Annotated in this window: 18 protein-coding genes; 8 read left to right on the forward strand and 10 right to left on the reverse strand. The window is 67.6% G+C overall.

Annotated elements, in window-relative coordinates:
• Positions 1 to 4 precede the first annotated feature (4 nt).
• Positions 5 to 1,351 carry an ergothioneine biosynthesis protein EgtB gene (gene egtB / locus ACIBCN_RS26065; protein ID WP_396994268.1) on the reverse strand — a complete coding sequence of 449 codons (1,347 nt, stop codon included), beginning with the start codon at positions 1,349 to 1,351 and terminating at the stop codon, positions 5 to 7.
• A gap of 136 nt (positions 1,352 to 1,487) precedes the next feature.
• Positions 1,488 to 2,852, reverse strand: a complete 1,365-nt coding sequence (egtA, locus tag ACIBCN_RS26070; RefSeq protein WP_396994269.1) for an ergothioneine biosynthesis glutamate--cysteine ligase EgtA — start codon at positions 2,850 to 2,852, stop codon at positions 1,488 to 1,490.
• 203 nt (positions 2,853 to 3,055) lie between these two features.
• Between egtA and ACIBCN_RS26075 the strand changes: the two genes are divergently transcribed.
• Positions 3,056 to 4,240 (forward strand): aminotransferase class V-fold PLP-dependent enzyme, encoded by a 1,185-nt coding sequence (locus ACIBCN_RS26075; protein ID WP_396994270.1) that lies wholly within the window; start codon positions 3,056 to 3,058, stop codon positions 4,238 to 4,240.
• Positions 4,241 to 4,255: 15 nt separating this feature from the next.
• On the opposite strand, the gene ACIBCN_RS26080 is transcribed toward ACIBCN_RS26075, so the two are convergent.
• Positions 4,256 to 4,819, reverse strand: coding sequence for a TetR/AcrR family transcriptional regulator (locus tag ACIBCN_RS26080; protein ID WP_396994271.1), 564 nt, complete (start codon positions 4,817 to 4,819; stop codon positions 4,256 to 4,258).
• Between the two features lie 107 nt (positions 4,820 to 4,926).
• On the opposite strand from ACIBCN_RS26080, the gene ACIBCN_RS26085 reads away from it, so the two are divergent.
• Both ACIBCN_RS26085 and ACIBCN_RS26090 read left to right on the forward strand, forming a co-directional pair.
• Entirely contained in the window at positions 4,927 to 5,595 is a 669-nt protein-coding gene (locus tag ACIBCN_RS26085) for a lysophospholipid acyltransferase family protein (RefSeq protein ID WP_396994392.1), read from the forward strand.
• Positions 5,596 to 5,821: 226 nt separating this feature from the next.
• A complete protein-coding gene (locus ACIBCN_RS26090; RefSeq protein WP_396994272.1) occupies positions 5,822 to 7,468 on the forward strand; it encodes a fatty acyl-AMP ligase in 1,647 nt (548 codons plus the stop codon).
• Between the two features lie 79 nt (positions 7,469 to 7,547).
• Here the strand turns inward: ACIBCN_RS26090 and pth are convergent, their stop codons facing one another.
• The gene (gene pth, locus ACIBCN_RS26095; RefSeq protein WP_396994273.1) at positions 7,548 to 8,129 is read right to left on the reverse strand and encodes an aminoacyl-tRNA hydrolase; all 582 of its coding nucleotides are present in this window, start codon (positions 8,127 to 8,129) and stop codon (positions 7,548 to 7,550) included.
• 23 nt (positions 8,130 to 8,152) lie between these two features.
• Positions 8,153 to 8,764 (reverse strand): 50S ribosomal protein L25/general stress protein Ctc, encoded by a 612-nt coding sequence (locus ACIBCN_RS26100; RefSeq protein WP_396994274.1) that lies wholly within the window; start codon positions 8,762 to 8,764, stop codon positions 8,153 to 8,155.
• A gap of 346 nt (positions 8,765 to 9,110) precedes the next feature.
• On the opposite strand from ACIBCN_RS26100, the gene ACIBCN_RS26105 reads away from it, so the two are divergent.
• Entirely contained in the window at positions 9,111 to 10,730 is a 1,620-nt protein-coding gene (locus ACIBCN_RS26105; protein ID WP_396994275.1) for a peptide chain release factor 3, read from the forward strand.
• A gap of 2 nt (positions 10,731 to 10,732) precedes the next feature.
• Here ACIBCN_RS26105 and ACIBCN_RS26110 read toward each other — a convergent pair whose 3' ends face one another.
• Positions 10,733 to 11,254, reverse strand: coding sequence for a nuclear transport factor 2 family protein (locus tag ACIBCN_RS26110; protein ID WP_396994393.1), 522 nt, complete (start codon positions 11,252 to 11,254; stop codon positions 10,733 to 10,735).
• 275 nt (positions 11,255 to 11,529) lie between these two features.
• Positions 11,530 to 12,327, reverse strand: a complete 798-nt coding sequence (locus ACIBCN_RS26115) for an Abi-alpha family protein (RefSeq protein WP_396994276.1) — start codon at positions 12,325 to 12,327, stop codon at positions 11,530 to 11,532.
• Between the two features lie 267 nt (positions 12,328 to 12,594).
• Here ACIBCN_RS26115 and ACIBCN_RS26120 point away from each other — a divergent pair, with 267 nt between their 5' ends.
• Together ACIBCN_RS26120 and ACIBCN_RS26125 are read left to right on the forward strand one after the other, a co-directional pair.
• The gene (locus ACIBCN_RS26120; RefSeq protein WP_396994277.1) at positions 12,595 to 14,067 is read left to right on the forward strand and encodes a hypothetical protein; all 1,473 of its coding nucleotides are present in this window, start codon (positions 12,595 to 12,597) and stop codon (positions 14,065 to 14,067) included.
• The gene (locus ACIBCN_RS26125) at positions 14,058 to 14,939 is read left to right on the forward strand and encodes an Abi-alpha family protein (protein WP_396994278.1); all 882 of its coding nucleotides are present in this window, start codon (positions 14,058 to 14,060) and stop codon (positions 14,937 to 14,939) included. The genes ACIBCN_RS26120 and ACIBCN_RS26125 overlap by 10 nt, the downstream gene beginning before the upstream one ends.
• A gap of 8 nt (positions 14,940 to 14,947) precedes the next feature.
• On the opposite strand, the gene ACIBCN_RS26130 is transcribed toward ACIBCN_RS26125, so the two are convergent.
• Complete coding sequence (locus tag ACIBCN_RS26130) at positions 14,948 to 16,783, reverse strand: ABC-F family ATP-binding cassette domain-containing protein (RefSeq protein ID WP_396994279.1); 1,836 nt, start codon at positions 16,781 to 16,783, stop codon at positions 14,948 to 14,950.
• 283 nt (positions 16,784 to 17,066) lie between these two features.
• On the opposite strand from ACIBCN_RS26130, the gene ACIBCN_RS26135 reads away from it, so the two are divergent.
• Entirely contained in the window at positions 17,067 to 17,915 is an 849-nt protein-coding gene (locus ACIBCN_RS26135; protein ID WP_396994280.1) for an LLM class flavin-dependent oxidoreductase, read from the forward strand.
• Between the two features lie 50 nt (positions 17,916 to 17,965).
• Here ACIBCN_RS26135 and ACIBCN_RS26140 read toward each other — a convergent pair whose 3' ends face one another.
• Together ACIBCN_RS26140 and ACIBCN_RS26145 are read right to left on the reverse strand one after the other, a co-directional pair.
• Positions 17,966 to 18,901, reverse strand: a complete 936-nt coding sequence (locus tag ACIBCN_RS26140) for a 4-(cytidine 5'-diphospho)-2-C-methyl-D-erythritol kinase (protein WP_396994281.1) — start codon at positions 18,899 to 18,901, stop codon at positions 17,966 to 17,968.
• Positions 18,902 to 18,977: 76 nt separating this feature from the next.
• Complete coding sequence (locus ACIBCN_RS26145; protein WP_396994282.1) at positions 18,978 to 19,730, reverse strand: SDR family oxidoreductase; 753 nt, start codon at positions 19,728 to 19,730, stop codon at positions 18,978 to 18,980.
• Between the two features lie 80 nt (positions 19,731 to 19,810).
• Between ACIBCN_RS26145 and ACIBCN_RS26150 the strand changes: the two genes are divergently transcribed.
• Positions 19,811 to 20,419, forward strand: a complete 609-nt coding sequence (locus ACIBCN_RS26150) for a TetR/AcrR family transcriptional regulator (protein WP_396994284.1) — start codon at positions 19,811 to 19,813, stop codon at positions 20,417 to 20,419.
• The last annotated feature ends 58 nt before the right edge of the window (positions 20,420 to 20,477 follow it).

The following is a 20,477-nucleotide window of genomic DNA, read 5'->3' on the forward strand; positions in this document are numbered from 1 at the left end:
CGGCTCATTCGCCCTCCCCCGGTCGCAGGTCGCGGGCGAGCCGGAATCCGGAAAAGATCTGACGGCGGATCGGGTGATCCCAGTTGCGGAAGGTGCTGCGGCAAGCCACCGGGTCGGTGCCGAACGAGCCGCCGCGCAGGACGCGGTAGTCGCCGCCGAAGAAAACCTCGGAGTACTCCTGGTAGGGGAAGGCGTGGAAGCCCGGGTAAGGGTCGAAACCCGATGCGGTCCACTCCCAGACGTCGCCGATCAGCTGGTGCACTCCGGCCGGGGTCGCACCCGCCGGATAGGCGCCGACGTCGGCCGGTTCCAGGTGGCGCTGGCCGAGATTCGCGGTCGATGCGTCGGGTTCGGTGTCGCCCCAAGGGAATCGGCGGGCGGCACCGGTGGCCGGGTCGTGCCGCGCGGCCTTTTCCCACTCGGCCTCGGTGGGCAGTCGCTTGCCCGCCCAGTTCGCGAACGCCTCCGCCTCGAACCAGCACACGTGCACCACCGGCTGATGCGGGCGCAGCGGGGTGAGCACGCCGAAGACGCGACGCCACCACTGTCCGGCGGAGTCGCGCTCCCAGAATTGCGGCGCGACCAGGCCCGCCTCCTGCCGGTGCGCCCAACCGCGTTCGGACCACAGCTCTGGGCGGTCGTAACCTCGATCGTCGAGGAAGGCGAGGTACTGCTCGTTGGTCACCGGTGCGGCGTCGATCGCGAAGCCGGGCAACCGAACTCGGTGCGCGGGGCGCTCGTTGTCCAGCGCCCACGGTTCGGTGGACGTGCCCATGGTGAACTCGCCCGCCGGAACGACGACCTCGCCGGTGACGGGTGCGGTCGTGGTCGGAACGGCGAGCGCCGTCAATACCGCGGCGCCGGTGCGCAGCTGGTGGGTGGCCAGCATGGTCTCGTCGTGCTGCTGTTCGTGCTGGGCGATCATGCCGAAGGCAAAGCCGCCGTCGACCAGCGGCGAGCCGCGTAAGTCGCTGCGGTCCAGCACATCCCACACCTTGTCGCGGACGGTGCCGACGTACCCCCTGGCCTGGGCCGGGTCGAGCAGCGGCAGGGCGGGGCGGTTCGAGCGGGCGTGCTTGAACGCGTCGTACAGCTCATCGATGTCGGCGCGCACCGCCTCGCGGCCGCCGACATCGCGGACCAGCCATAGTTCTTCTTGATTGCCGATGTGTGCGAGATCCCACACCAGCGGGCTCATCAGCCGCGAATGCTGCGCGACCAGCTCGGCCTCGTCGATGCAGTCGGTGAGGGTGAGGGTGCGCTGTCTGGCGCGAGTGAGTACTTCGGCGATCTGCTCGCGTAGGTGCTCGGTGCCGGAATTGTCCGTGGCAGGCGGATGCTGAATGGTCACGTTGGTTCTCCGGTGCTAGTTCTTGTCGGCGTCGGCGCAGCTCCGTACGCCGGGCCGGATCGGCAATGCAGACAAGCTCGTCGCACGACCGCGCCGCGCGGGCGCTCGCGCGCGACCCCGTCTCGCCGCGGGTCATTCACGAGACGACTCCGGAACCGCCCGCCCTGGCACCGTCCATGGCGGATTCCGCCACGGGTCCCTGGCCGCTGCGACATCGCTCGGCGGCGGATTCGATCTCCCGGGTAGCCTCGGCCGATGCCGCGTTGGCCGCGGCCAGGCCGAGGAGTTCGACCGCGACGGCCCGGATCTCCAGATCGGCCAATCCGTAGCGAGCGGCATCGAGCCAGCGCCCGGCGAGTGGTGCGGCGACGGCGATCGCCTCGGCCACGACGGTGCGGCTGGACATGAGCGCGTCCAGGACGTGGATGGGGACGGTCCAGCTGTCGCCGGGCTGGGCGTCGATGTAGCGGACCTCCAGATATCCGGACGCGCGTACCGGCGGGAACAGCGTGGTCAGGTGATAGTCGAGGTCGTTGCGGTCGGGTCGGCGGCCGACCTCGTCGTCCAAGGCACCGGAGAGCCAGTCGGCGAAGGTGGCGCCCGGCGGCGGGGACCAGCCGGTGTCGGCACCGTGCCCATTCGCGCGGGGCTGATTCGGGCCGGGCCCGTCGCCGTCCGGTCTTCGGACGCACAGCAGCGGCACATCGAGCGCCCATCTGCTGTAGCCGAGGATCGGATCCGCCCAATCCATCAGCGGCGGCCGAGTCCTGGCGTTGTCCAGGCGCAGCCAAGCCCGCATCCGCTGGGAGGCCCACTCGCCCGCCGGTGCACCGCGCAGGGCGGGCGAGCAGGCGAAGGCGGCAAGCATGGCCGGGCCGATGGCATAGAGCGCGGTCCAGCGGGCGGCGATGTCGGCGCGATCGGCGCCCGCATCGACGCTGACCTGGGTCGCGGCGGTATTGCACATCATGAGCTTGCCGTATGGGCCGATACCGGCGAAGGTCTGTTCCATGGCGCGATAGCGCGGCAGCTGGAGCAGCCGCTTGGGGCGCCGGTCCGCGTCGGCGGCAGCGGAAACGGTTCGGATGGACCGGGATTCGAGAAGTTCCCGCAAGAGGCGGGCATCGTCGCGGAGCGAGGTACTCAGCTGCACGGCATCAGCGAATGGTGCGCTGGATAGTTCGATCTGACCGCCGGGTTCGATGGTGACCCGGCTGCCCCCTGGTAGTGCCTTTTCCGGCGAATCGGGGGCGATGGACCGTGGTGCGTAAGGTCCGAGGGCATCCGCAAGAGCAGTCAATTGCGGACGCGGGGCGGCCGAGGGGCCTGACGCCTGACACTCACCCTGCACGGTGAGCCATTCGAGCTCGGCGCCGATCAGCGTGGGTGGCCCCTGCTTGAAGCAGACACCCCCGATATACGCTTCCGCGGCAGCCCGCGAATTGAGATCTCCGTCGTGAATAACCCGACTGACCAGCTCTGATTCCAGCGTGACCGCCATGCCAACCTCCACTGTGCGTCCGAGTTGCTGTGGTTTCGTGTCCGCCGTCGATCTGTCATCACCGCGTGGTCGTGCTGTGATCCGCTCGCGGCGATCCATCCAGAGTAGCGAGCGGGACCGACAAGAAATCGACAAGAATCCGAACTGGGGACCAGCCGGGGACGGACGGACTCCGCCCGGCCCAGCCCGCTAAAGTCGGAATCATGCTGGATGAAGAGCGTGTCCGAGCCGACACTCCGGGTTGTGCGTCCAGTGCCGAGCCGGGTTCGGTTTTTCTCGACAGTGCCGGATCGTCACTGCCGCCGCGGGTGGTCCTCGATACCGCCATCGACCATCTGCGGCGCGAAGCCGAGATCGGTGGCTATCGCGCCGCGAACGAACGCCTCGGCGATCTCGCCGCGGTGAAGACCGCGATCGGCACGCTGATCAACGCGGCGCCGAGCAGCATCGCGTTGAGCGACAGCGCGACTCGTGCATGGGCCGACTTCTTCTACTCGATTCCCCTCGCCGCGGGCGACCGGGTACTGATCTCCGAGTCCGACTACGCGAGCAACGCCATCGCGGCGTTGCAGCGGGCCCGCGCCATCGGGGCGACAGTCGAACGGATCCCGAACGACGGCACCGGGCAGCTCGATCTCGACGCGCTGACGGCGATGGTCGACGAACGGGTCAAGCTGGTCTCGCTGCTGCACGCGCCAACCAACGGCGGCCTGGTCAACCCGGTCGCCGAGGCCACCCGGATCGCGCATTCGGTGGGCGCGCTGGTGTTGCTGGACGCCTGCCAGTCGACCGGGCAGCTCGCGATCGATGTGGCCGAGCTCGACGTCGACGCGCTGTCGGCCACCGGCCGCAAGTGGCTGCGCGGACCGCGCGGCACCGGATTCCTTTACGTCCGACCGACATTGGCGGAATCTCTCGAACCGGGACGACTCGACCTGCACAGCGCGGAATGGATCGGCCCGGACGACTACCGCCTCGCGCCCGACGCCCGACGCTTCGAGTTCTGGGAATGCGACGTGGCCGGGCGCCTCGGCCTCGGCGCGGCCGTGCGGTACCTGCTCGACCTCGGCCCAGAAAACGTGTACGACGCCATCGCCGACCGCGCCGCACACCTACGCAAGGCGCTCCCCGAGATTCCCGGAGTAACGGTGCGCGACAGCGGCATCCGCCACAGCGGCATCGTCTCGTTCACCGTAGACGCCGTCGACGCCATCACCGTCCGCGACCGGCTGGCCGCCCAGCACATCACGGTAACCGTGAGCCACGCCAGCTCCACCCTTCTGGACATGACCAGCCGCGGCCTACGTTCCGTAGTCCGCGCCTCCCCCCACTGCTTCGTAACCTTCGACGAGCTAGACCACTTCGTCACCGCCGTAGCCGCGCTGTAAACAGGTTGGGCGCTGTCAGGCGAGGTGTAGTTCGAGGGTGCGGTTGACCAGGGCGCGGATGTCGGCGGCGGGGGCTACTAGGCGCAGGCTGCGGTTTGCTTGGAGGGCGGCTATGCCGTGCAGGTTTGTCCAGAGGGCGATTGCGCGGTCACCAGGGTCTACGGACCCGTGCTGGGCGGCCTCACCGACCAGGGCGGCGAACCGCGCGAACAGCGGCAGGGTGGTCGCTCGCAGGTTCTCGCCGGAGCCTTCGAGTAGGTCGTGGCGGAACATCAGGGTGAACATCTCGGGGCGTTCACCGGCGAATTCGACGTAGGCGACGCTCATGCGCGCCAAGCGATCTCGCGGACTCGTACCGGGATCGACCGCGGCGAATCGGTCGATCAGATCGACGAATCCGCGCGACGCGATGGCGGCCAGCAGCGCACGATGCGTCGGGAAATGTCTGCGCGGTGCCCCATGTGAGACACCCGCGGCCCGGGTGATGGCGCGAAGTCCCAATTGCGCCGCGCCGACCTCCTCCAGCAGGTCCACGCCCGCGCCGACCAGGCGTTCCCGCAGCGACTCGCTCTCGACCATGCAGACATTGTCTACGCCGACCATCGGAACCCCTACTTCGGGTGTAGACACTGTCTACAGGAATGCTGTAGACAATGTCTACACATTCTTTTTCCCGGGAGGTCTACGTGTGGTACTGGCTCTTCAAGTACGTGTTTCTCGGCCCCATACTGCGGGTGCTGGGTAGACCGGAAGTCGAAGGGCTCGAACAAGTTCCGCGCACCGGGCCGGTGATCGTGGCGGCCAACCACCTCGCGATGATCGACTCGCTGTACCTCGCGCTCGTGCTGCCCCGTCAGGTCACGTTCCTGGCCAAGCAGGAGTACTTCACCGGGACCGGCCTGCGCGGCCGCTTCAAGCGCTGGTTCTTCTCGGCGGCGGGCCAGGTGCCGGTCGACCGAACCGGCGGCAGCGCCGCGGCCGACGCACTCGCCGCGGCCACCCGCATTCTCGAGGCGGGCGGCGTGTGGGCCATCCACCCCGAGGGCACCCGCTCGCCGGACGGCCGGATCTATCGCGGCCGCACCGGCACCCTGCGGGTGGCGATGGCCACCGGCGCCCCGGTGATCCCGGTCGTGCTCTCAGGCACCGACCGCGTCAACCCCCGCGGCACCCGGCTGCCCCGTTTCGGCAAGGTCCGGATCAGCTTCGGTACTCCGCGCTACTACCTGCCCGCCGAGCAGCGTCACGTCGCGCGCATGAACACCGACGAGCTGATGCGCGAGCTCGCGGCCCGCTCCGGCCGCCACTACGTCGACCAGTACGCCACCACGTTCCGGAGTCCCGCAGCCAAGTAATCCGCTACGCCACCTCAGCGATGTAGGTCACTGCCGCACCGATACGCCGTTTCGTCGACCGACCCATCCGCCGCCGCTACTGACGCGAATCACCCCATCGAACCCGCTACTTGCGACACTCCAGCAAACATCGACACGCGGGAAAAGGGTTAACGCCACGCCGGAATGGCGGGATAGTTGATTCAGGTCGACAGGCGGCCCGAAGCTGGTGATGAGGGAGTTGACGTTGAGCAGGTTCACCGACGAGATGTATGCGACGGCGCAGGCGTCGACCCGGGGGCTGGTGACCGGCGAGCCGGACGCACCCCGGCGCCAGAGTTGGGGCGAGATCCATCGGATCGCCCGGCGGATGGCGGGCGGCCTCGCGGCGGCGGGTATCGGACACGGTGACGCCGTCGGCGTGCTGGCCGGCATGCCGGTCGATATCGCGCCCGCCTGCCAGGCCATTTGGATGCGCGGGGCGTCGATAACCATGCTGCACCAGCCGACCCCGCGCACCGATCTCGTCGTCTGGGCCCGCGACACCGAAACCGTGCTGACCATGATCGAGGCGCGCGCGGTGGTACTCGGCGCCCCGTTCGAGGCGGCCGAGCCGCTGCTGCGCGAGCGCGGCATCACCGTGGTGCGGATCGACCAGCTGCACGACGGCGCGGACACCGATCCGGTACCGACGGCCGAGGACGATATCGCCCTGCAGCAGTTGACCTCCGGCTCCACCGGATCGCCCAAGGCGGTGCGGATCACGCACGGCAACTTCTTCGTCAACGCCTACGCCATGTTCGACCGGGTGAAGTTCCAGCTCGACGACGACGTGATGGTCAGCTGGCTGCCGCTGTTCCACGACATGGGCATGGTCGGATTCCTCAGTGTCCCCATGCAAATCGGCGCCGAGGTGGTGTGCGTGACGCCGATCGACTTCCTGATGCGCCCCTTGTTATGGGCCGAGCTGATCGCAAAGTATCGCGGAACCGTCACCGCCGCACCGAATTTCGCGTACTCGCTGCTGGCCCGGCGGTTGAAGCAGGCCGACGACGGCGCGTTCGATCTGAGCAGCGTCCGCTACATGTGGAACGGTGCGGAGCCGGTCGACCCGGACACCATGGAGACGTTGGCCGCGGCCGGAAAACGCTTCGGGCTCAGCCCGATGGCGCTCACCCCGGTGTACGGCATGGCGGAAACCACACTGGCCGTGTCGATTCCGGATCCGGGCCTGGGACAGGTGATCGATGTCATCGACGCCGACCTGCTCGAGGCGCTCGGCAAGGCCGTGCCGGTGCCCGACCCGCACGGGCATCCCGGCAACGTCCGCAGGCTGCCGACGCTGGGCTACCTGGTCGATCATCTGGAGGGCCGGGTCGTCGACGCGGAACGCCAGGAACTGCCGAGCCGATCCGTCGGCGTCATCGAATTACGCGGCCCGGCAGTCACTTCCGGCTACGTCACGGTTAACGGGTTCCGCCCGGCGCAGGACGACGCGGGCTGGCTCGACACCGGCGACATCGGCTACTTCACCGACGAGGGCCTGATCGTGGTGTGCGGCCGGATCAAGGACGTCATCATCATGGGCGGCCGCAACATCTACCCCACCGACATCGAGCGCGCCGCCACCCGGGTGACCGGCGTGCGACCCGGCAACGCGGTCGCCGTGCGCCTCGACGCCGGCCAGAAGCGCGAGAGTTTCGCGGTGGTGGTGGAGAGCAACGAATATCAGAATGCCGAGGCGGTCAAGCGAATCGAGCGCGAGATCGTGCACGCGGTGTTCTCGGAGGTGGGTTCCCGTCCGCGTACCGTGGCCGTACTCGGCCCCGGCGCGCTGCCGAAGACCTCCTCCGGCAAGCTCCGGCGCGCCGCCACCGCCGTCCACCTGCGTTGAAAGCCCCGAGCTGGGGGCTGCGGGACGTGACCGCTGAAGATTATCGAAAGGCATTGACAGCGCGGCGAATTCGCGGCGCTCAGTGCACCCGGTTCTGCGCGGCTTCCAGCCCGACCCGGAGCAACAGCTCGACGGCGTCCGCGGCCTGCTCGACAATGACCGGCACTTCCTTGCGCTCCGGCGCCGAGAACGGCTTGAGCACGTAGTCGGCCGGATCCTGCCGACCGGGCGGACGGCCGATGCCGATCCGGGTGCGCAGGTAGTCCTTGGTGGTCAGCGCGCTCGACACCGAGCGGAGGCCGTTGTGCCCACCCTCGCCACCGCCGCGCTTGAGCCGGATCTCGCCGAACTGCAGGTCGAGCTCGTCGTGCACGACGATCACCTCGGTCGGCGGCACGGAGAAGAACTTCGCCAGCGCGGCGACCGGGCGCCCGGACAGATTCATGAACGAGCGCGGCTTGGCGATCAGCACCTGGCGGCCGTCGAGACGGGCCTGCAGCAGGTCGGCGCCGGACTTCTTGTGCACGGTAAAACGGCCGCCGACGCGCTCCGCGAGCACGTCGGCGACCAAAAACCCCACGTTGTGCCGGGTCCGCTCGTATTCGGTGCCTGGGTTGCCCAGTCCGACAACGAGCGCGGGCCCGGTGGTGGATTCGGTCATCGACAACCGATTCCCGGTGCTACTTACTCGGCGCTCGCGGCCTCGGCGGCAGCGGCAGCCTCGGCGGCTTCCTCGACCTCGGCCTCGGACTGCGGGGCGGTGATGACGTTGACGATCAGGGTCTCGGCGTCGACGTTCAGGGTGACGCCCTTGGGCAGCGTGAGCTCGCCCGCGTTGATCTGCGTGCCCGCCTCGATGCCCTCGACCGAGACCTCGATGGAATCGGGAATGCTCATCGCGTCGGACTCGATGGAGATGGTGTTGGCGTCCTGGGTGACCAGGGTGCCGGGGGCGGCGTCGCCGGTGATGATGACGTTCACGTCGGCGGTGACCTTCTCACCCTTCTTGATGATGAGCAGGTCGGCGTGCTCGATGTAGCGGCGAATCGGGTGCACGACAACCGATTTGGTGAGCGCGAGCTGCTTCTTGCCGTCGATGACGAGGCTGAGCACCGCGTTGGTGCCGTGCTCGCGCAGGATGGCGGAGAAGGCGCGGGCGTCGATCGAGAGGTGCTGCGGGTCGGCCTGGTGGCCGTACAGCACGGCGGGGACGTTGCCCGCGCGACGGGTACGGCGGGCGGCACCCTTACCGAACTCGGTGCGTACGGCGGCTTCGAGAAGGTTGGCGTCGGACATGACTGGATCTACTCCCTACGGCTGTTCCGGGCTGTCAACAGTGCGCCAGGGTCTGTTTCCGCCCTGGCAAGCTTGGTCTACTCGTCCGACGAAGAAACAACGGGGACGGCCGGAAGCCGAGCCGCGTCGATCACGGTGAACGCAAAATCAGGTCTGCGGTCACCCTCGCCGAGACAACCCGAACACCATACCCCAGTGGTTATGCACAGTTTGAATCGGGTGCTGGGGGATGGTGCGGAGGCGAAGCCGACGGGGTGGGTGAGTTCAGGCAGGCGTGGTGTCGGGGTCATGTGCATCGCGTAGATTAGACAGGTTGCCGATCGGTCGTCTGTGAAAGGTTGTTCCGTTGACCGCCTCCCCTGAGGGACTGCCCGCCGAGGTTTCCCGACGGCGTACGTTCGCGGTGATCTCGCATCCCGACGCCGGCAAGTCGACGCTCACCGAGGCGCTCGCGCTGCACGCCAGGATGATCTCCGAAGCGGGCGCGATCCACGGTAAGGCAGGCCGCCGCTCCACCGTCTCGGACTGGATGGAAATGGAGAAGGCGCGCGGTATCTCGGTCAGTTCGACCGCGCTGCAGTTCAATTACCGCGCCGAGGGCTCCGACGTGGACAGCGTGATCAACCTCGTCGATACGCCCGGCCACTCCGATTTCTCCGAAGACACCTATCGGGTGCTCACCGCCGTCGACGCCGCGGTGATGCTGATCGACGCCGCGAAGGGCCTGGAGCCGCAGACGCTCAAGCTGTTCCAGGTGTGCCGCCACCGCGGCATCCCGGTCATCACCGTGATCAACAAGTGGGACCGGCCCGGCCAGGCGCCGCTGGAACTGCTCGACGAAATCAACGAGCGGATCGGGCTCACCCCGACACCGCTGTTTCTGCCGGTCGGTATCGCGGGTGACTTCCGCGGGCTGCTTCGCCGCGGCGAAGAGGGTGCCCCGCTCGAATACATCCACTTCACCCGCACCGCGGGTGGTGCGACCATCGCGCCGGAGGAGTCGCTGACCCCGGCGCAGGCCGAGGCGCGCGAGGGCGAGCCGTGGACCACCGCGGTCGAGGAGAGCGAGCTGCTCTCGGCCACCGGACAGGACCACGATCAGGAAATGTTCCTCGCCGGGCAGACCTCGCCGGTCATCTACGCCTCGGCGATGCTGAATTTCGGTGTGCGGCAGCTGCTGGAGGCGCTGGTCTCGTTGGCACCGGCGCCCGGCCCGCGTCCCGACGTGCACGGTGGCGCGCGCGAGATCACCGAACCGTTCAGTGCCGTGGTGTTCAAGGTGCAGGCGGGGATGGATGCCGCGCACCGGGACCGGCTGGCGTTCATGCGGATCGTGTCCGGTGAGTTCGAGCGCGGCATGGTGGTCACGCACGCACAGACCGGCCGGCCGTTCGCGACAAAATACGCGCTGACCGTGTTCGGCCGGGAACGCAACACCGTCGACACCGCCTACCCCGGCGACGTGGTCGGCCTGGTGAACGCGACGGCGCTGGCCCCCGGCCACACGCTGTTCGTGGACAAGAAGGTGGAGTTCCCGCCGATCCCGTCGTTCGCGCCGGAGCACTTCGCGGTGCTGCGCGCCGAGAGCGCGGGCAAGTACAAGCAGTTCCGCAAGGCCATCGATCAGCTGGACTCCGAAGGCGTTGTGCAGGTGCTGCGCAACGACATTCGCGGCGACGCGTCCCCCGTGCTCGCGGCCGTCGGCCCGATGCAGTTCGAGGTGGTCACCGCCCGCATGCTGACCGAGTTCAACGTCGAAACCAAGATGGACAACCTGCCCTACACCCTGGCCAGGCGCACCGATGCCGCGTCGGCGGACGACCTCGGCAAGCAGCGCGGCGTCGAGGTGTTCACGCGCAGCGACGGCGCGCTCCTCGCGCTGTTCAGCGACAAGTGGCGGCTGCAGTACATCGAGAAGGAATTCCCGAAGCTGACCCTGGAGCCACTGGTCGCGACGGCGGACTGAGTTCAGCCCGCCTCCGGCTCGCGCCGCACGGGCGGTGCGCCCGGATCGCGTTCGACCGAGGAAAAGACGCCGTCTTCTCTGGAAATCAGACCCCAGCGACTCGAGGTCAAACGCAGGCTCGGCAGATCGCTCAGCGAGAGCACTACTTCGTAAGTGCGTTCGTAACCGGTGTGCGAAATGCGCCAGCTGCCGTCGTCGCAGCGCACATATTCGTCGGAATAGAAGGCCGCGCCGCGCAGCAGCATGTTGTGGCCGGGGATGAGCACGGTGTCGGCGAGGTACCAGGTGCCGGTCGCGGAGTCGCCGTCGACGTCGATCTCGGGATGGTCGCAGCGATGCTCGGTGATGACGTGCGGGCCGAGGGTGTTGCGCATGAACGCGAGGAAGGCGTCGCGCGATTCGAACTGGAGGTATTCGCTGTAGGTGGCGGTCGCGTCCGGAATCATGGTGTCCGCGAACTCATCCCAGGACTTCGTGTCGAGGCTGCGTAGGTAACGGAACTTCAGTCTGCTGATGGCCGTGATGTCGTCGAGCCCGCGGTCGTCGACGCGCGGTTTCCCCTCGCGGCGTTCCTGCTCGCCCGCGTTCGCCCCCGGGTCGCCGCGTTCCAGCCGACCGATGTCGATCCGGGGATTACCCCGCTCCTGCCCGCCACCCGCGCTCGGGTCGCCGCGGCCTTGCCCGCCGGTTCCCTGATCCATACTTAACAATCCCATCCGAAGGCCTATGGCTTCACGAATTGGGAGATTTGTATCAGATCGCTATCACTGATCGGGGGACATTCCGTCCAAGATCAACTTTAGGTTCCGTTGGCGATGGTGAAGCAGGTGCGGCAGAAGTCCTCGCCGAACTCGGTGAGACGCAGGCTCTTGCGCACGATTTTCGGGGCGCGACCGGCCTTCTTCAGCGCGGCCTCGACCACCGGCTGCACCTCGAGCACCATGTATCGGCTCAGCACCACCGGGTCGTCGGAGACCAGCGTCAGCCCGAGCCTGCCGAGGTTGATCAGGTAGGGGCGCGACCGGTCCGGGTAGCGGACGCCCGCTTGCTCGGGCACCGAGGTCAGATCGCCTTGGACCAGTTCGGAGCCGATGCCGAGCGGCCGGTTGGTCCGCACATCGACCGAGGGTTGCGGGCCGTTCTGCGCCATGAAGCGCAGAATGCGCGCCTCGTCGGGAGCCAGTTCGTCGAGGATGCGGTCGTAGGCCGGGTGCACGTCTTCGGTGAAATAGACGTCGGCGGAACGCGCGAGCAATGCGTCGCCGCGGCGACGTAGCTCATCGATACTCGCCGAACGAAGATAGGAACCGACGGCGAGCGCCTGCTGCTGCGCGCCGCTGTTATTGCCAGGCCCGTTCGGCGTCGGCACATAGCTGACGATCTCGCGCACCGAACCTTCGGTGACGCCGAGGGCGCTACGGGCTATAGAACGCAACGCATTTCCGGTTCGCTCCGCGATATCGGCGGACGATTCGCCGTCCAGCGCGGCCTGGGTGATCTCCTTGGTGACCTCGAAGGTGGTGCCGACCGCCCACTGGCCGCCGCGCACCACACTGCCCGCCGCGACGCCCGCCGCGCGGAATACACCGCGAATCAACCGTGCCTCGTTGCTGATCTGCCGCTGTTCGACATCCGAGCTGCGCTCAACGGCGCGGGAACCGGCTCGAGCTGGGCTTACCCACCCCGCCGTCTCCGCAAGCTCCGACGGCTGCCGACCCCTCGAGTCCTGTCCGGCCCTGTCGTCTGCCACGTCATACTCCGATATCGCCAGGTGAACGAATCCCGCCCCACAGATTACTGCCCCCTGTGTCGGTGGTCATTCTCGCCGTCGGTCTCAGCAGATGCCGCATTCCACTCGATCACTGTGACCGATATCTCGGCACGCGCCACTGTGGCACCACACACTCGAGGTGGACCCAGCTGTTCCCCTCACAATAAGGTCCCGGTGCCGACATGGTGCTACTTTGATGATCCGGTGAGGCGGCGGTCACCGGTGTGTCGGCAGGAGGGTGTCGTGTTAGAGAGTGTGTTCGGTGTCCACCCAACAATCCTGCTAGAGCTTCTGACTATCCCACTTTTCACGGGAATCATCGGATACATCACCAACTGGACCGGCGTGCTCATGCTGTTCCAGCCGATCGCGTTCCATGGCTTCCGACTACCCGGACTTCGCGCGCTGTATCCCTTCCTGCCCAAAAGAATTCAGGTGCTTCCGCTACTGAGTTACGACGGCAGATTCGGCTGGCAGGGCATCGTCCCCTCGCGCGCGGATAAGATGGCGAGCATCGCGGTCGACAAGGGCCTGGCGAAACTGGGCAGCATCGCCGATTTCTATCGCGAGCTGGAACCGGACAAGCTCGCCGAGCATCTCGCGAACATCGCCGACGATCAGATCCAGACCATCGTCGAAGATATTCTCAAGCGCGAGCATCCTCAGCTCTGGTACAACCTGCCGAGCCAAGTGCGGGACATGGTGCAGGCCAGGGTTCGTCAGCAACTGCCGGATATTCTGCGCGAGCTGACGGAAGAATTAGGCGCGAATATTGATCAACTGCTCGATGTGAAGCAAATGGTGATTCGCTACTTCCAGGGCAGGCCGCAACTGCTCAACACGCTGTTCCAGGTGCTCGGCGCGAAAGAGTTGCGGTTCATGATCAACTTCGGTTTCTACTTCGGCGCGCCGATGGGCGTCGTGCTGGTTGCCATCCTGCACTTCACCGGTTGGTCGACGCTGGTCGTGCTGCCGGTCGGCGGCGTAGTGATCGGGTGGGTGGTCAACTGGGTCGGCATCAACATGATCTTCGCGCCCGCCTACCCGAAGTGGTGGTGCCCGTGGCGGCAGGGTTTGCTGATCAAACGCCAGTCCGAAATCACCGACGGCTACGCCGAATTGGTGTCCAGCCAGGTGCTGACGATCGCCAATATCGGCGACGAGCTGCTCAACGGCCCGCGCTCGGACCGCACCATCCAGATGCTCGAGGACACCCTCCGGCCCGCCGCCGACCGCGCCCTCGGCCCGGCCAGGCCCGCCGTCAAGTTCATGCTCGGCAGCCGCGACTACGACACGCTGCAGGACACCTTCACCGCCGAGGCCATGGCCATCGCCCCGATCGCCTTCGCCGACCCGGAGTTCAACATCCGTCAGGGCCGCCAGATCAACACCTACATCGCCAAACAGATGGCGGCACTGAAGCCGCCGGACTTCGTCGACATGCTGCGATCGGCCATCAAGCAAGATGAGTGGCTGCTTTTTCTCCATGGCGGCGTGTTGGGCCTGTTCGCCGGATACGCTCATATTCTGATATTCGGAACAGGAGTGGCGACCACATGGCTGTAGCGAAATCCGGCGACGATGCCGGGGACGTCGAGCACACCGCCGAGGAGGGGGTGCCGTCGACGGAGCTCGCTCGACGGTCCGACAGCCAGGTCGTCCGCCATGACGAATCACCTTCGCGGGTGCCCTATCCCGTCGCGGGCGTGCGCGCGGCCACCGGCGTCGCCAAGGTGGCCTGGACCGCGGCGACCGGCATGACCGCGTGGAGTCTTGGCACCGCGCTCGGCGTCACCTCGACGGTCGTGCGGCGCAGCATCCAGGGCGTCCCGCCGCGAGAAGTGCTGGCCGAGGCCGAATCCGAGGTGCGCGACCGGCTGCGCCAAGCGCTCGGCTTCACCGAGGCACCGAATGAGCCTGCCGCGCAAGCCGTTCCCACCCTGCGTGAGCAAGGTGCCGCGCTGCTGCGGTTGTCGGCGAGCACGCACGGTGACGACGAGAACCATCCGGCGTTCGCGGGCATGCTGGCCGAACTGACCCCGGACGAGGCGCGCATCCTGCGTTTCCTGCACCTGGACGGCCCGCAGCCGTCGATCGACATCCGCACCGGACGCCCGCGCGCGTTCGGCGCGGAACGCGTCGGGTCGATGCTGACGCTGGTCGGCGAGCAGGCCGGGCTGCGCTTTCCGAACCGGATCCAGCAGTACCTGACCAACCTGCGCAGGCTCGGCCTGGTCGAGCACGAGCGCGAGCCGGTCGGCAATCCGCATCGGTACCAGCTGCTGGAGGCGCAGGGCCCGGTGCGCGAGTTGCTGAAACGCTCCGGCTTCGGCACCAAGGTGATCTACCGCAGCGTGGCCCTCACCGGCTTCGGTGCCGACTTCGTGCGGACCTGCCTGCCGGTAACCATCCAGGACCACCGCGCCGCCGGGCACTGACGGATCGGTTACCCGTCCGCCAGCTCCATCCAACGTTCTTCCGCGGCTTCCTTTTCCGCGACCACCTGCTTGAGTTCGGCGTTGAGCTTGACCAGCTTGTCCGGGTCGGTCGCGGCCTCGGCCAGCGCGGCGTGCAGCTTGCGCTCGCGTTCGTCGAACTTCTCGATGGACCGTTCCAGCTTGGACAATTCCTTACGGGCGGCCCGCTGCGTCGCGGCGTCGGTGGCCGGCGCGGCCTTGGTGTCAGCACCCGAACGGACCGTGGCATCTCCTTGCGCGGCGCGCTTTTTCAGGTATTCGTCGATGCCGCCGGGCAGGTTGGTGAGCTTGCCGTCGCCGAACAGCGCCCAGGTCGAATCGCAGATGCGCTCGATCAGGTACCGGTCGTGGCTGATGACGACCAGGGTGCCCGCCCAGTTGTCGAGCATGTCCTCCAGCTGTTGCAGGGTGTCGATGTCCAGGTCGTTGGTCGGCTCGTCGAGCAGCAGCACGTTCGGCTCCGCCATCAGGATGCGGGTCAGCTGCAGCCTGCGCCGCTCGCCGCCGGACAGGTCGCCGACCGGCGTGCGCTGGCGAGCCGGAGTGAAGCCGAGCCGCTCGGCGAGCTGGCCCGCCGAGATCTCCTTGTCGCCGAGCATGATTCGCTGCGCGACCTGCTGCACCGCTTCCAGCACGCGCATATTGGTCGGCAGGTCGTCGAGTTCCTGACGCAGCCAACCGATCTGCACAGTCTGGCCCTGAATGCGCTTGCCCACCGCCGGTTCCGTCTCGCCGGCCAGCGTGCGCAGCAGTGTGGTCTTACCGGAGCCGTTCACACCGACGAGGCCGACCCGCTCCCCCGGCGCGAGCCGCCAGGTCAGGTCGCGCACCAACTCCCGGCCGTCCGGGGTGGTGAGGGTGGTGTCCTCGAGCTCGATGACGACGCGGCCAAGGCGCTTTCGCGCGAACGCGGCCAGCGAGACGCTGTCACGCGGCGCGGGCACGTCGGCGATGAGCGCCTCGGCGGCCTCCACTCGATAGCGCGGCTTGGAGGTGCGGGCCTTCGCGCCGCGACGCAGCCAGGCCAGTTCCTTGCGGGCCAGGTTGGCCCGGCGCGCCTCGGAGGCGTCGGTCTGCCTGGCGCGCTCGGCGCGGGCGAAGATCCAGTCGCCGTAACCGCCCTCGTAGGTTTCGACCTTGCCGCCGACGACCTCCCAGGTATTGGTGGCGACGGTGTCGAGGAACCAGCGATCGTGGGTCACCACCACGAGCGAGCTGCGGCGGTTGAGCAAATGCTCGGCCAGCCACTGCACGCCTTCGACGTCGAGGTGGTTGGTCGGCTCGTCGAGCACCAGCAGATCGAGCTCGCGGACCAGGGCGGCGGCCAAGGCGACTCGGCGGCGCTCGCCACCGGACAGGTTGTCGATCGAGGTTTCCAGGCCGAGCCCGGCGATCCCGATACCCTCCATCACCGAACGAATACGCGGATTGGCGGCCCACTCGTGCTCGGCGACGTCATCTGGCCCACCCGCCGCCCGGCCATCACCCCTCATCGAATCGCTGCGCGATCCCCAATGTAAATCGTCGGCCAGACCGGCCAGCACGACATCGCCGACAGTAGAGCCGGGGGGCAGCACACCGCGCTGCGTCACCGTGGCGATCCGCAGCCCGCCGACCCGGCTGACCCGGCCGCTGTCTGGCGGCTCGAGACCGGTGAGCACCTCGAGCAGCGTGGTTTTACCGCCACCGTTGAGACCGACGACGCCGATACGTTCGCCCGCGTGGACGCCCATCGATACGTTGTCCAGCAGCGGAGTGATCCCAAAGCTCTTGGAGACCTGCTCGAGGTTGATCAGGTTGGACATGAATCCTTCCGGTTCTTGCGGCGGCGGGCGAGTCGCGCGCCCTGAGCCAGCGTACTGAGCTCCCCCGACCCGCTCGTCCACCTCCCCGCGTGCGGAGCTCGACAAGTGCCTCTTGCGGAACGAACGGCGTTCGTCTAGATTGATGTCAACGAACATCGTTCGTTACGAACAAAGTTAGTAAAACAGGTGCTCTCCGGAATAAAGCCGCAGTATGGGAGCCCCACCTCCGAGGAGGTGAGAGGGCGGCACGATCCACTTCGCTTCTCTCATGGAGGTTCTTCCCATGCACGTCGGTCTCGGTCTGCCCATCTCCGACCCCACCGTCCTGCTCGACTGGGCCCGCCGCGCCGACGCGGGCCCGTTCTCCACCCTCGGCCTGCTCGACCGGCTCGTCTACGACAATCCCGAACCGCTCGTCGCCCTCGCCATCGCGGCGGGCGCCACCTCCCGGATCAAGCTGCAGACCGAGGTGCTCATCGCGCCGCTGCGCGAGCCGTCGCTGCTCGCCAAGCAGGCCGCGACGCTGGACCGGATGTCCGGCGGGCGTTTCGTGCTCGGCCTCGGCGTCGGCGGGCGCGAGGACGATCACATCGCCTCCGGCACCGACCTGAAAACCCGCGGCCGCCGCCTGGACGAGCAGATGGAGATCATGCGCCGCATCTGGTCCGGCGCGCCGTACGGCACCGACTGCGGTCCAATCGGCCCCGCGCCGCTGCTGCCCGCAGGCCCCGAGGTCCTGTTCGGCGGCTTCCAACCCGCCGCGCTCGAACGCGTAGGCCGTTGGGGCGGTGGCTTTCTCGCCGCCGCCCCGGCCGCCTGGGCAGGCCGGTTGTTCGATGCCGTGCGCAAATCCTGGACCGACAACGGCCGCGCCGGCGCGCCGCGCATCGTCGCCCAGGTCAACGTCGTCCTCGGCGACCAGCACCTGATCGACGAGGCCCGCGCCTCGATGGGTGGCTACTACGAATTCAGCGGCCGCGCCGACTACATGCTCGAGGGCATGCTCACCACCCCCGACGCAATCCGTTCCGCCATCAAGCAATTCGACGACCTCGGTGCCGACGAAGTCATGCTCTACTGCTACGGCGCCGATCCCGACCAGGTCGACCGCCTGGCCGACGTCATCGCCTGAGCCGAACCAACCGACCGAAGGCGGGTGGGGCCCTCGGTCGGGGCCAGGGGTCAGCGTTTGACGGGGGGCTCGCCGGTGAGGACGCGGGCGCCGGGGACCGGGCCGCTCGCGGTACGGATGCTGCGGCAGACGCCCGCGCCGGCCAGTTCGGCCGCCACCGACACCGCGGATTCCGCACTCTCGCACAGGAATGCGCAGGTAGGACCGGAGCCGGAGACCAAGCCCGCCAGCGCCCCGGCGTTGACGCCGGCACGCAAGGTACGACGCAGCTCCGGTTTCAGCGACAGCGCGGCCGCCTGCAAGTCGTTACCGAGCAGCGGCGCAAGCTGTTTCGGATCGCCGAAGGCCAAAGCCTGCATCAGCTGTTGCGGTTCGCCGAGCCGCGGCGGTGAACCGTGCTCGCGCAATCGATCGAGTTCCGCGAAGACCGCCGGGGTGGACAGCCCACCCTTGGCAAGCGCAAGCACCCAGTGAAAGCTGTTGCGAGACAACACCGGAAGCAGCCGTTCACCGCGTCCGGTGCCGAGCGCGGTGCCGCCGTGCAGCGCGAACGGAACGTCACTGCCGAGTTCGGCGGCCACGGCGCTGAGTTCGTCGCGGGTGAGTCCGAGATCCCACAGTTCATTGAGACCCACCAGCGCCGCCGCGCCGTCGGCGCTACCGCCCGCCATCCCGCCCGCCACCGGAATGCCCTTGGCGATAGCGAATTCCACCAGCGGCGCCCGGCCGGCCAGATGCGCGAGCCGGACGGCCGCCTTCCACACCAGATTGGTGCGATCGGTCGGCACGTCGGCGGCACCCTCGCCGGAGACCCGCACGGCCAGCGAGCTCGCCGGGGTGATCTCCACGTCGTCGCTGAGCGACAGCGCCTGGAACACCGTTGTCAGGTCGTGAAAGCCATCGGCACGCAGGTCACCGACTCCGAGGTGGAGGTTCACCTTCGACGGCGCGCGCACGGTGATCGGGCTTGGCACAACTGACAGCACGGTGCCCAAGCCTAATGGGTGGCCCTGACGGTCGCGCGGCGCTACATCGGCCTTTCACTCGATGTGAATCATTCGGTTACAGCAGGCCCCCGCCGGTGGCGTCGATCCACTGTCCGGTCACCCAGCGGGCGTCGTCGGAGGCGAGAAATCCGACGATATCGGCCACGTCGGCGGATTGGCCGAGCTTCTTCAGCGGCGACATGGCCGCCACCGCAGCCACCGTCTCGGCATTGTTCAAGAAGCCGGCGTTCATGTCGGTGTCGATGATGCCGGGGGCCACCGCGTTCACGGTGATGCCGCGCGCGCCGACCTGCTTGGCCAGCACGCTGGTGAAGGCGTCGATCGCGCCCTTGGTCATCGTGTACGCGATCAGCTGCGGCATGTACGCGCCGTGGGTGAGGCCGGTGGAGAGATTGACGATCCGGCCGCCGTCGCGCATCCGGTCGAGGCCGAGCTTGGTGACGAAGAACGGCGCCTTGGCATTGACCGCGAAGACCCGGTCGTAGGCCGCCTCGTCGGTGCCTTCGATCGGTTCGCGGATGCCGTCGATGCCCGCGTTGTTGACGAGGATGTCGACCCCGTCGGCGTGCGCGTCGAAGGTCGACCACAGCGCCGCGGCGTCGTCGGGTACGCCGAGTTCGGCGCGGATCGCGAAGGCCGAACCGCCCTCGGCCTCGATCGCCGCGACGACTTCCTTGGCCGCCTGCTCGTTCCCGTTGTAGTGGACCGCCACCCGTGCCCCGTCCCGGCCGAGCCGTTCAGCGATGCCTCGGCCGATGCCGCGGCTGCCGCCGGTCACCAATGCCGTCTTGCCTGTCAGTGCACCCATTCGCGGGGCCCCTTTCTCTAGCGATCACTACAGAAGTGGGACACTAACACATTATCTAGCGATCGCTATAGAATGAATTGATGAGCACCACGACCCGAGGCAGGCCGCGTTCGTTCGACCGGGGCGCCGCGTTGAACAAGGCGATGCGGCTGTTCTGGGCACGTGGCTACGAGGCCACCTCGATCGGCGACCTGACCACCGCGATGGGTATCGGCGCGCCGAGCCTCTACGCGGCGTTCGGCGACAAGGCGACGCTGTTCAAGGCAGCGGTCGAGAGCTTCGGTGCGCAGTACGGCAATTTCATCGAGCGCGCGCTCACCGAGGAGCCGACCGCCGAGGCGGCGATGCGGCGCACCTTGCACGAAGCGGCCGCGGAGTACACCCGGGCCGACTGCCCGCGCGGCTGCCTGGTGATCAGCGCGGGACTCAACACGAACAGCGGTGAGGTGGCCGACATGCTCGGCGCGCTGCGCAGCCGGAATCTCGGGCTGTTCGCGGAACGGATTCAGGCCGACATGGACGCGGGCGTCCTGGTCACCGACGACGACGCGCCGACGCTGGCTCGCTACATCGGCACCGTGCTGCAGGGAATGTCGCACGCCGCCAGAGACGGCGCGAGCCGAGCGGAACTGGCGAAGGTAGCCGAACTGGCCATGTATGGCTGGGGACGGACGGCACCAGAAGGATGACGGCCCCGCGCGATAAATGGCTCTGAAGACTGAACCGCCCAGCGCTACCGCGGTGTGA

The sequence above is a fragment of the Nocardia sp. NPDC051052 genome, from assembly GCF_044456045.1.
Classification (GTDB): Bacteria; Actinomycetota; Actinomycetes; order Mycobacteriales; family Mycobacteriaceae; genus Nocardia.

Coding starts and splice junctions, on each gene's coding strand:
- egtA (WP_396994269.1), bottom strand. CDS start 2,852: ATGGCGGTCACGCTGGAATCAGAGCTGGTCAGTCGGGTTATTCACGAC.
- ACIBCN_RS26075 (WP_396994270.1), top strand. CDS start 3,056: ATGCTGGATGAAGAGCGTGTCCGAGCCGACACTCCGGGTTGTGCGTCC.
- ACIBCN_RS26080 (WP_396994271.1), bottom strand. CDS start 4,819: ATGGTCGAGAGCGAGTCGCTGCGGGAACGCCTGGTCGGCGCGGGCGTG.
- pth (WP_396994273.1), bottom strand. CDS start 8,129: ATGACCGAATCCACCACCGGGCCCGCGCTCGTTGTCGGACTGGGCAAC.
- ACIBCN_RS26100 (WP_396994274.1), bottom strand. CDS start 8,764: ATGTCCGACGCCAACCTTCTCGAAGCCGCCGTACGCACCGAGTTCGGT.
- ACIBCN_RS26125 (WP_396994278.1), top strand. CDS start 14,058: ATGGCTGTAGCGAAATCCGGCGACGATGCCGGGGACGTCGAGCACACC.
- ACIBCN_RS26130 (WP_396994279.1), bottom strand. CDS start 16,783: ATGTCCAACCTGATCAACCTCGAGCAGGTCTCCAAGAGCTTTGGGATC.
- ACIBCN_RS26135 (WP_396994280.1), top strand. CDS start 17,067: ATGCACGTCGGTCTCGGTCTGCCCATCTCCGACCCCACCGTCCTGCTC.
- ACIBCN_RS26145 (WP_396994282.1), bottom strand. CDS start 19,730: ATGGGTGCACTGACAGGCAAGACGGCATTGGTGACCGGCGGCAGCCGC.
- ACIBCN_RS26150 (WP_396994284.1), top strand. CDS start 19,811: ATGAGCACCACGACCCGAGGCAGGCCGCGTTCGTTCGACCGGGGCGCC.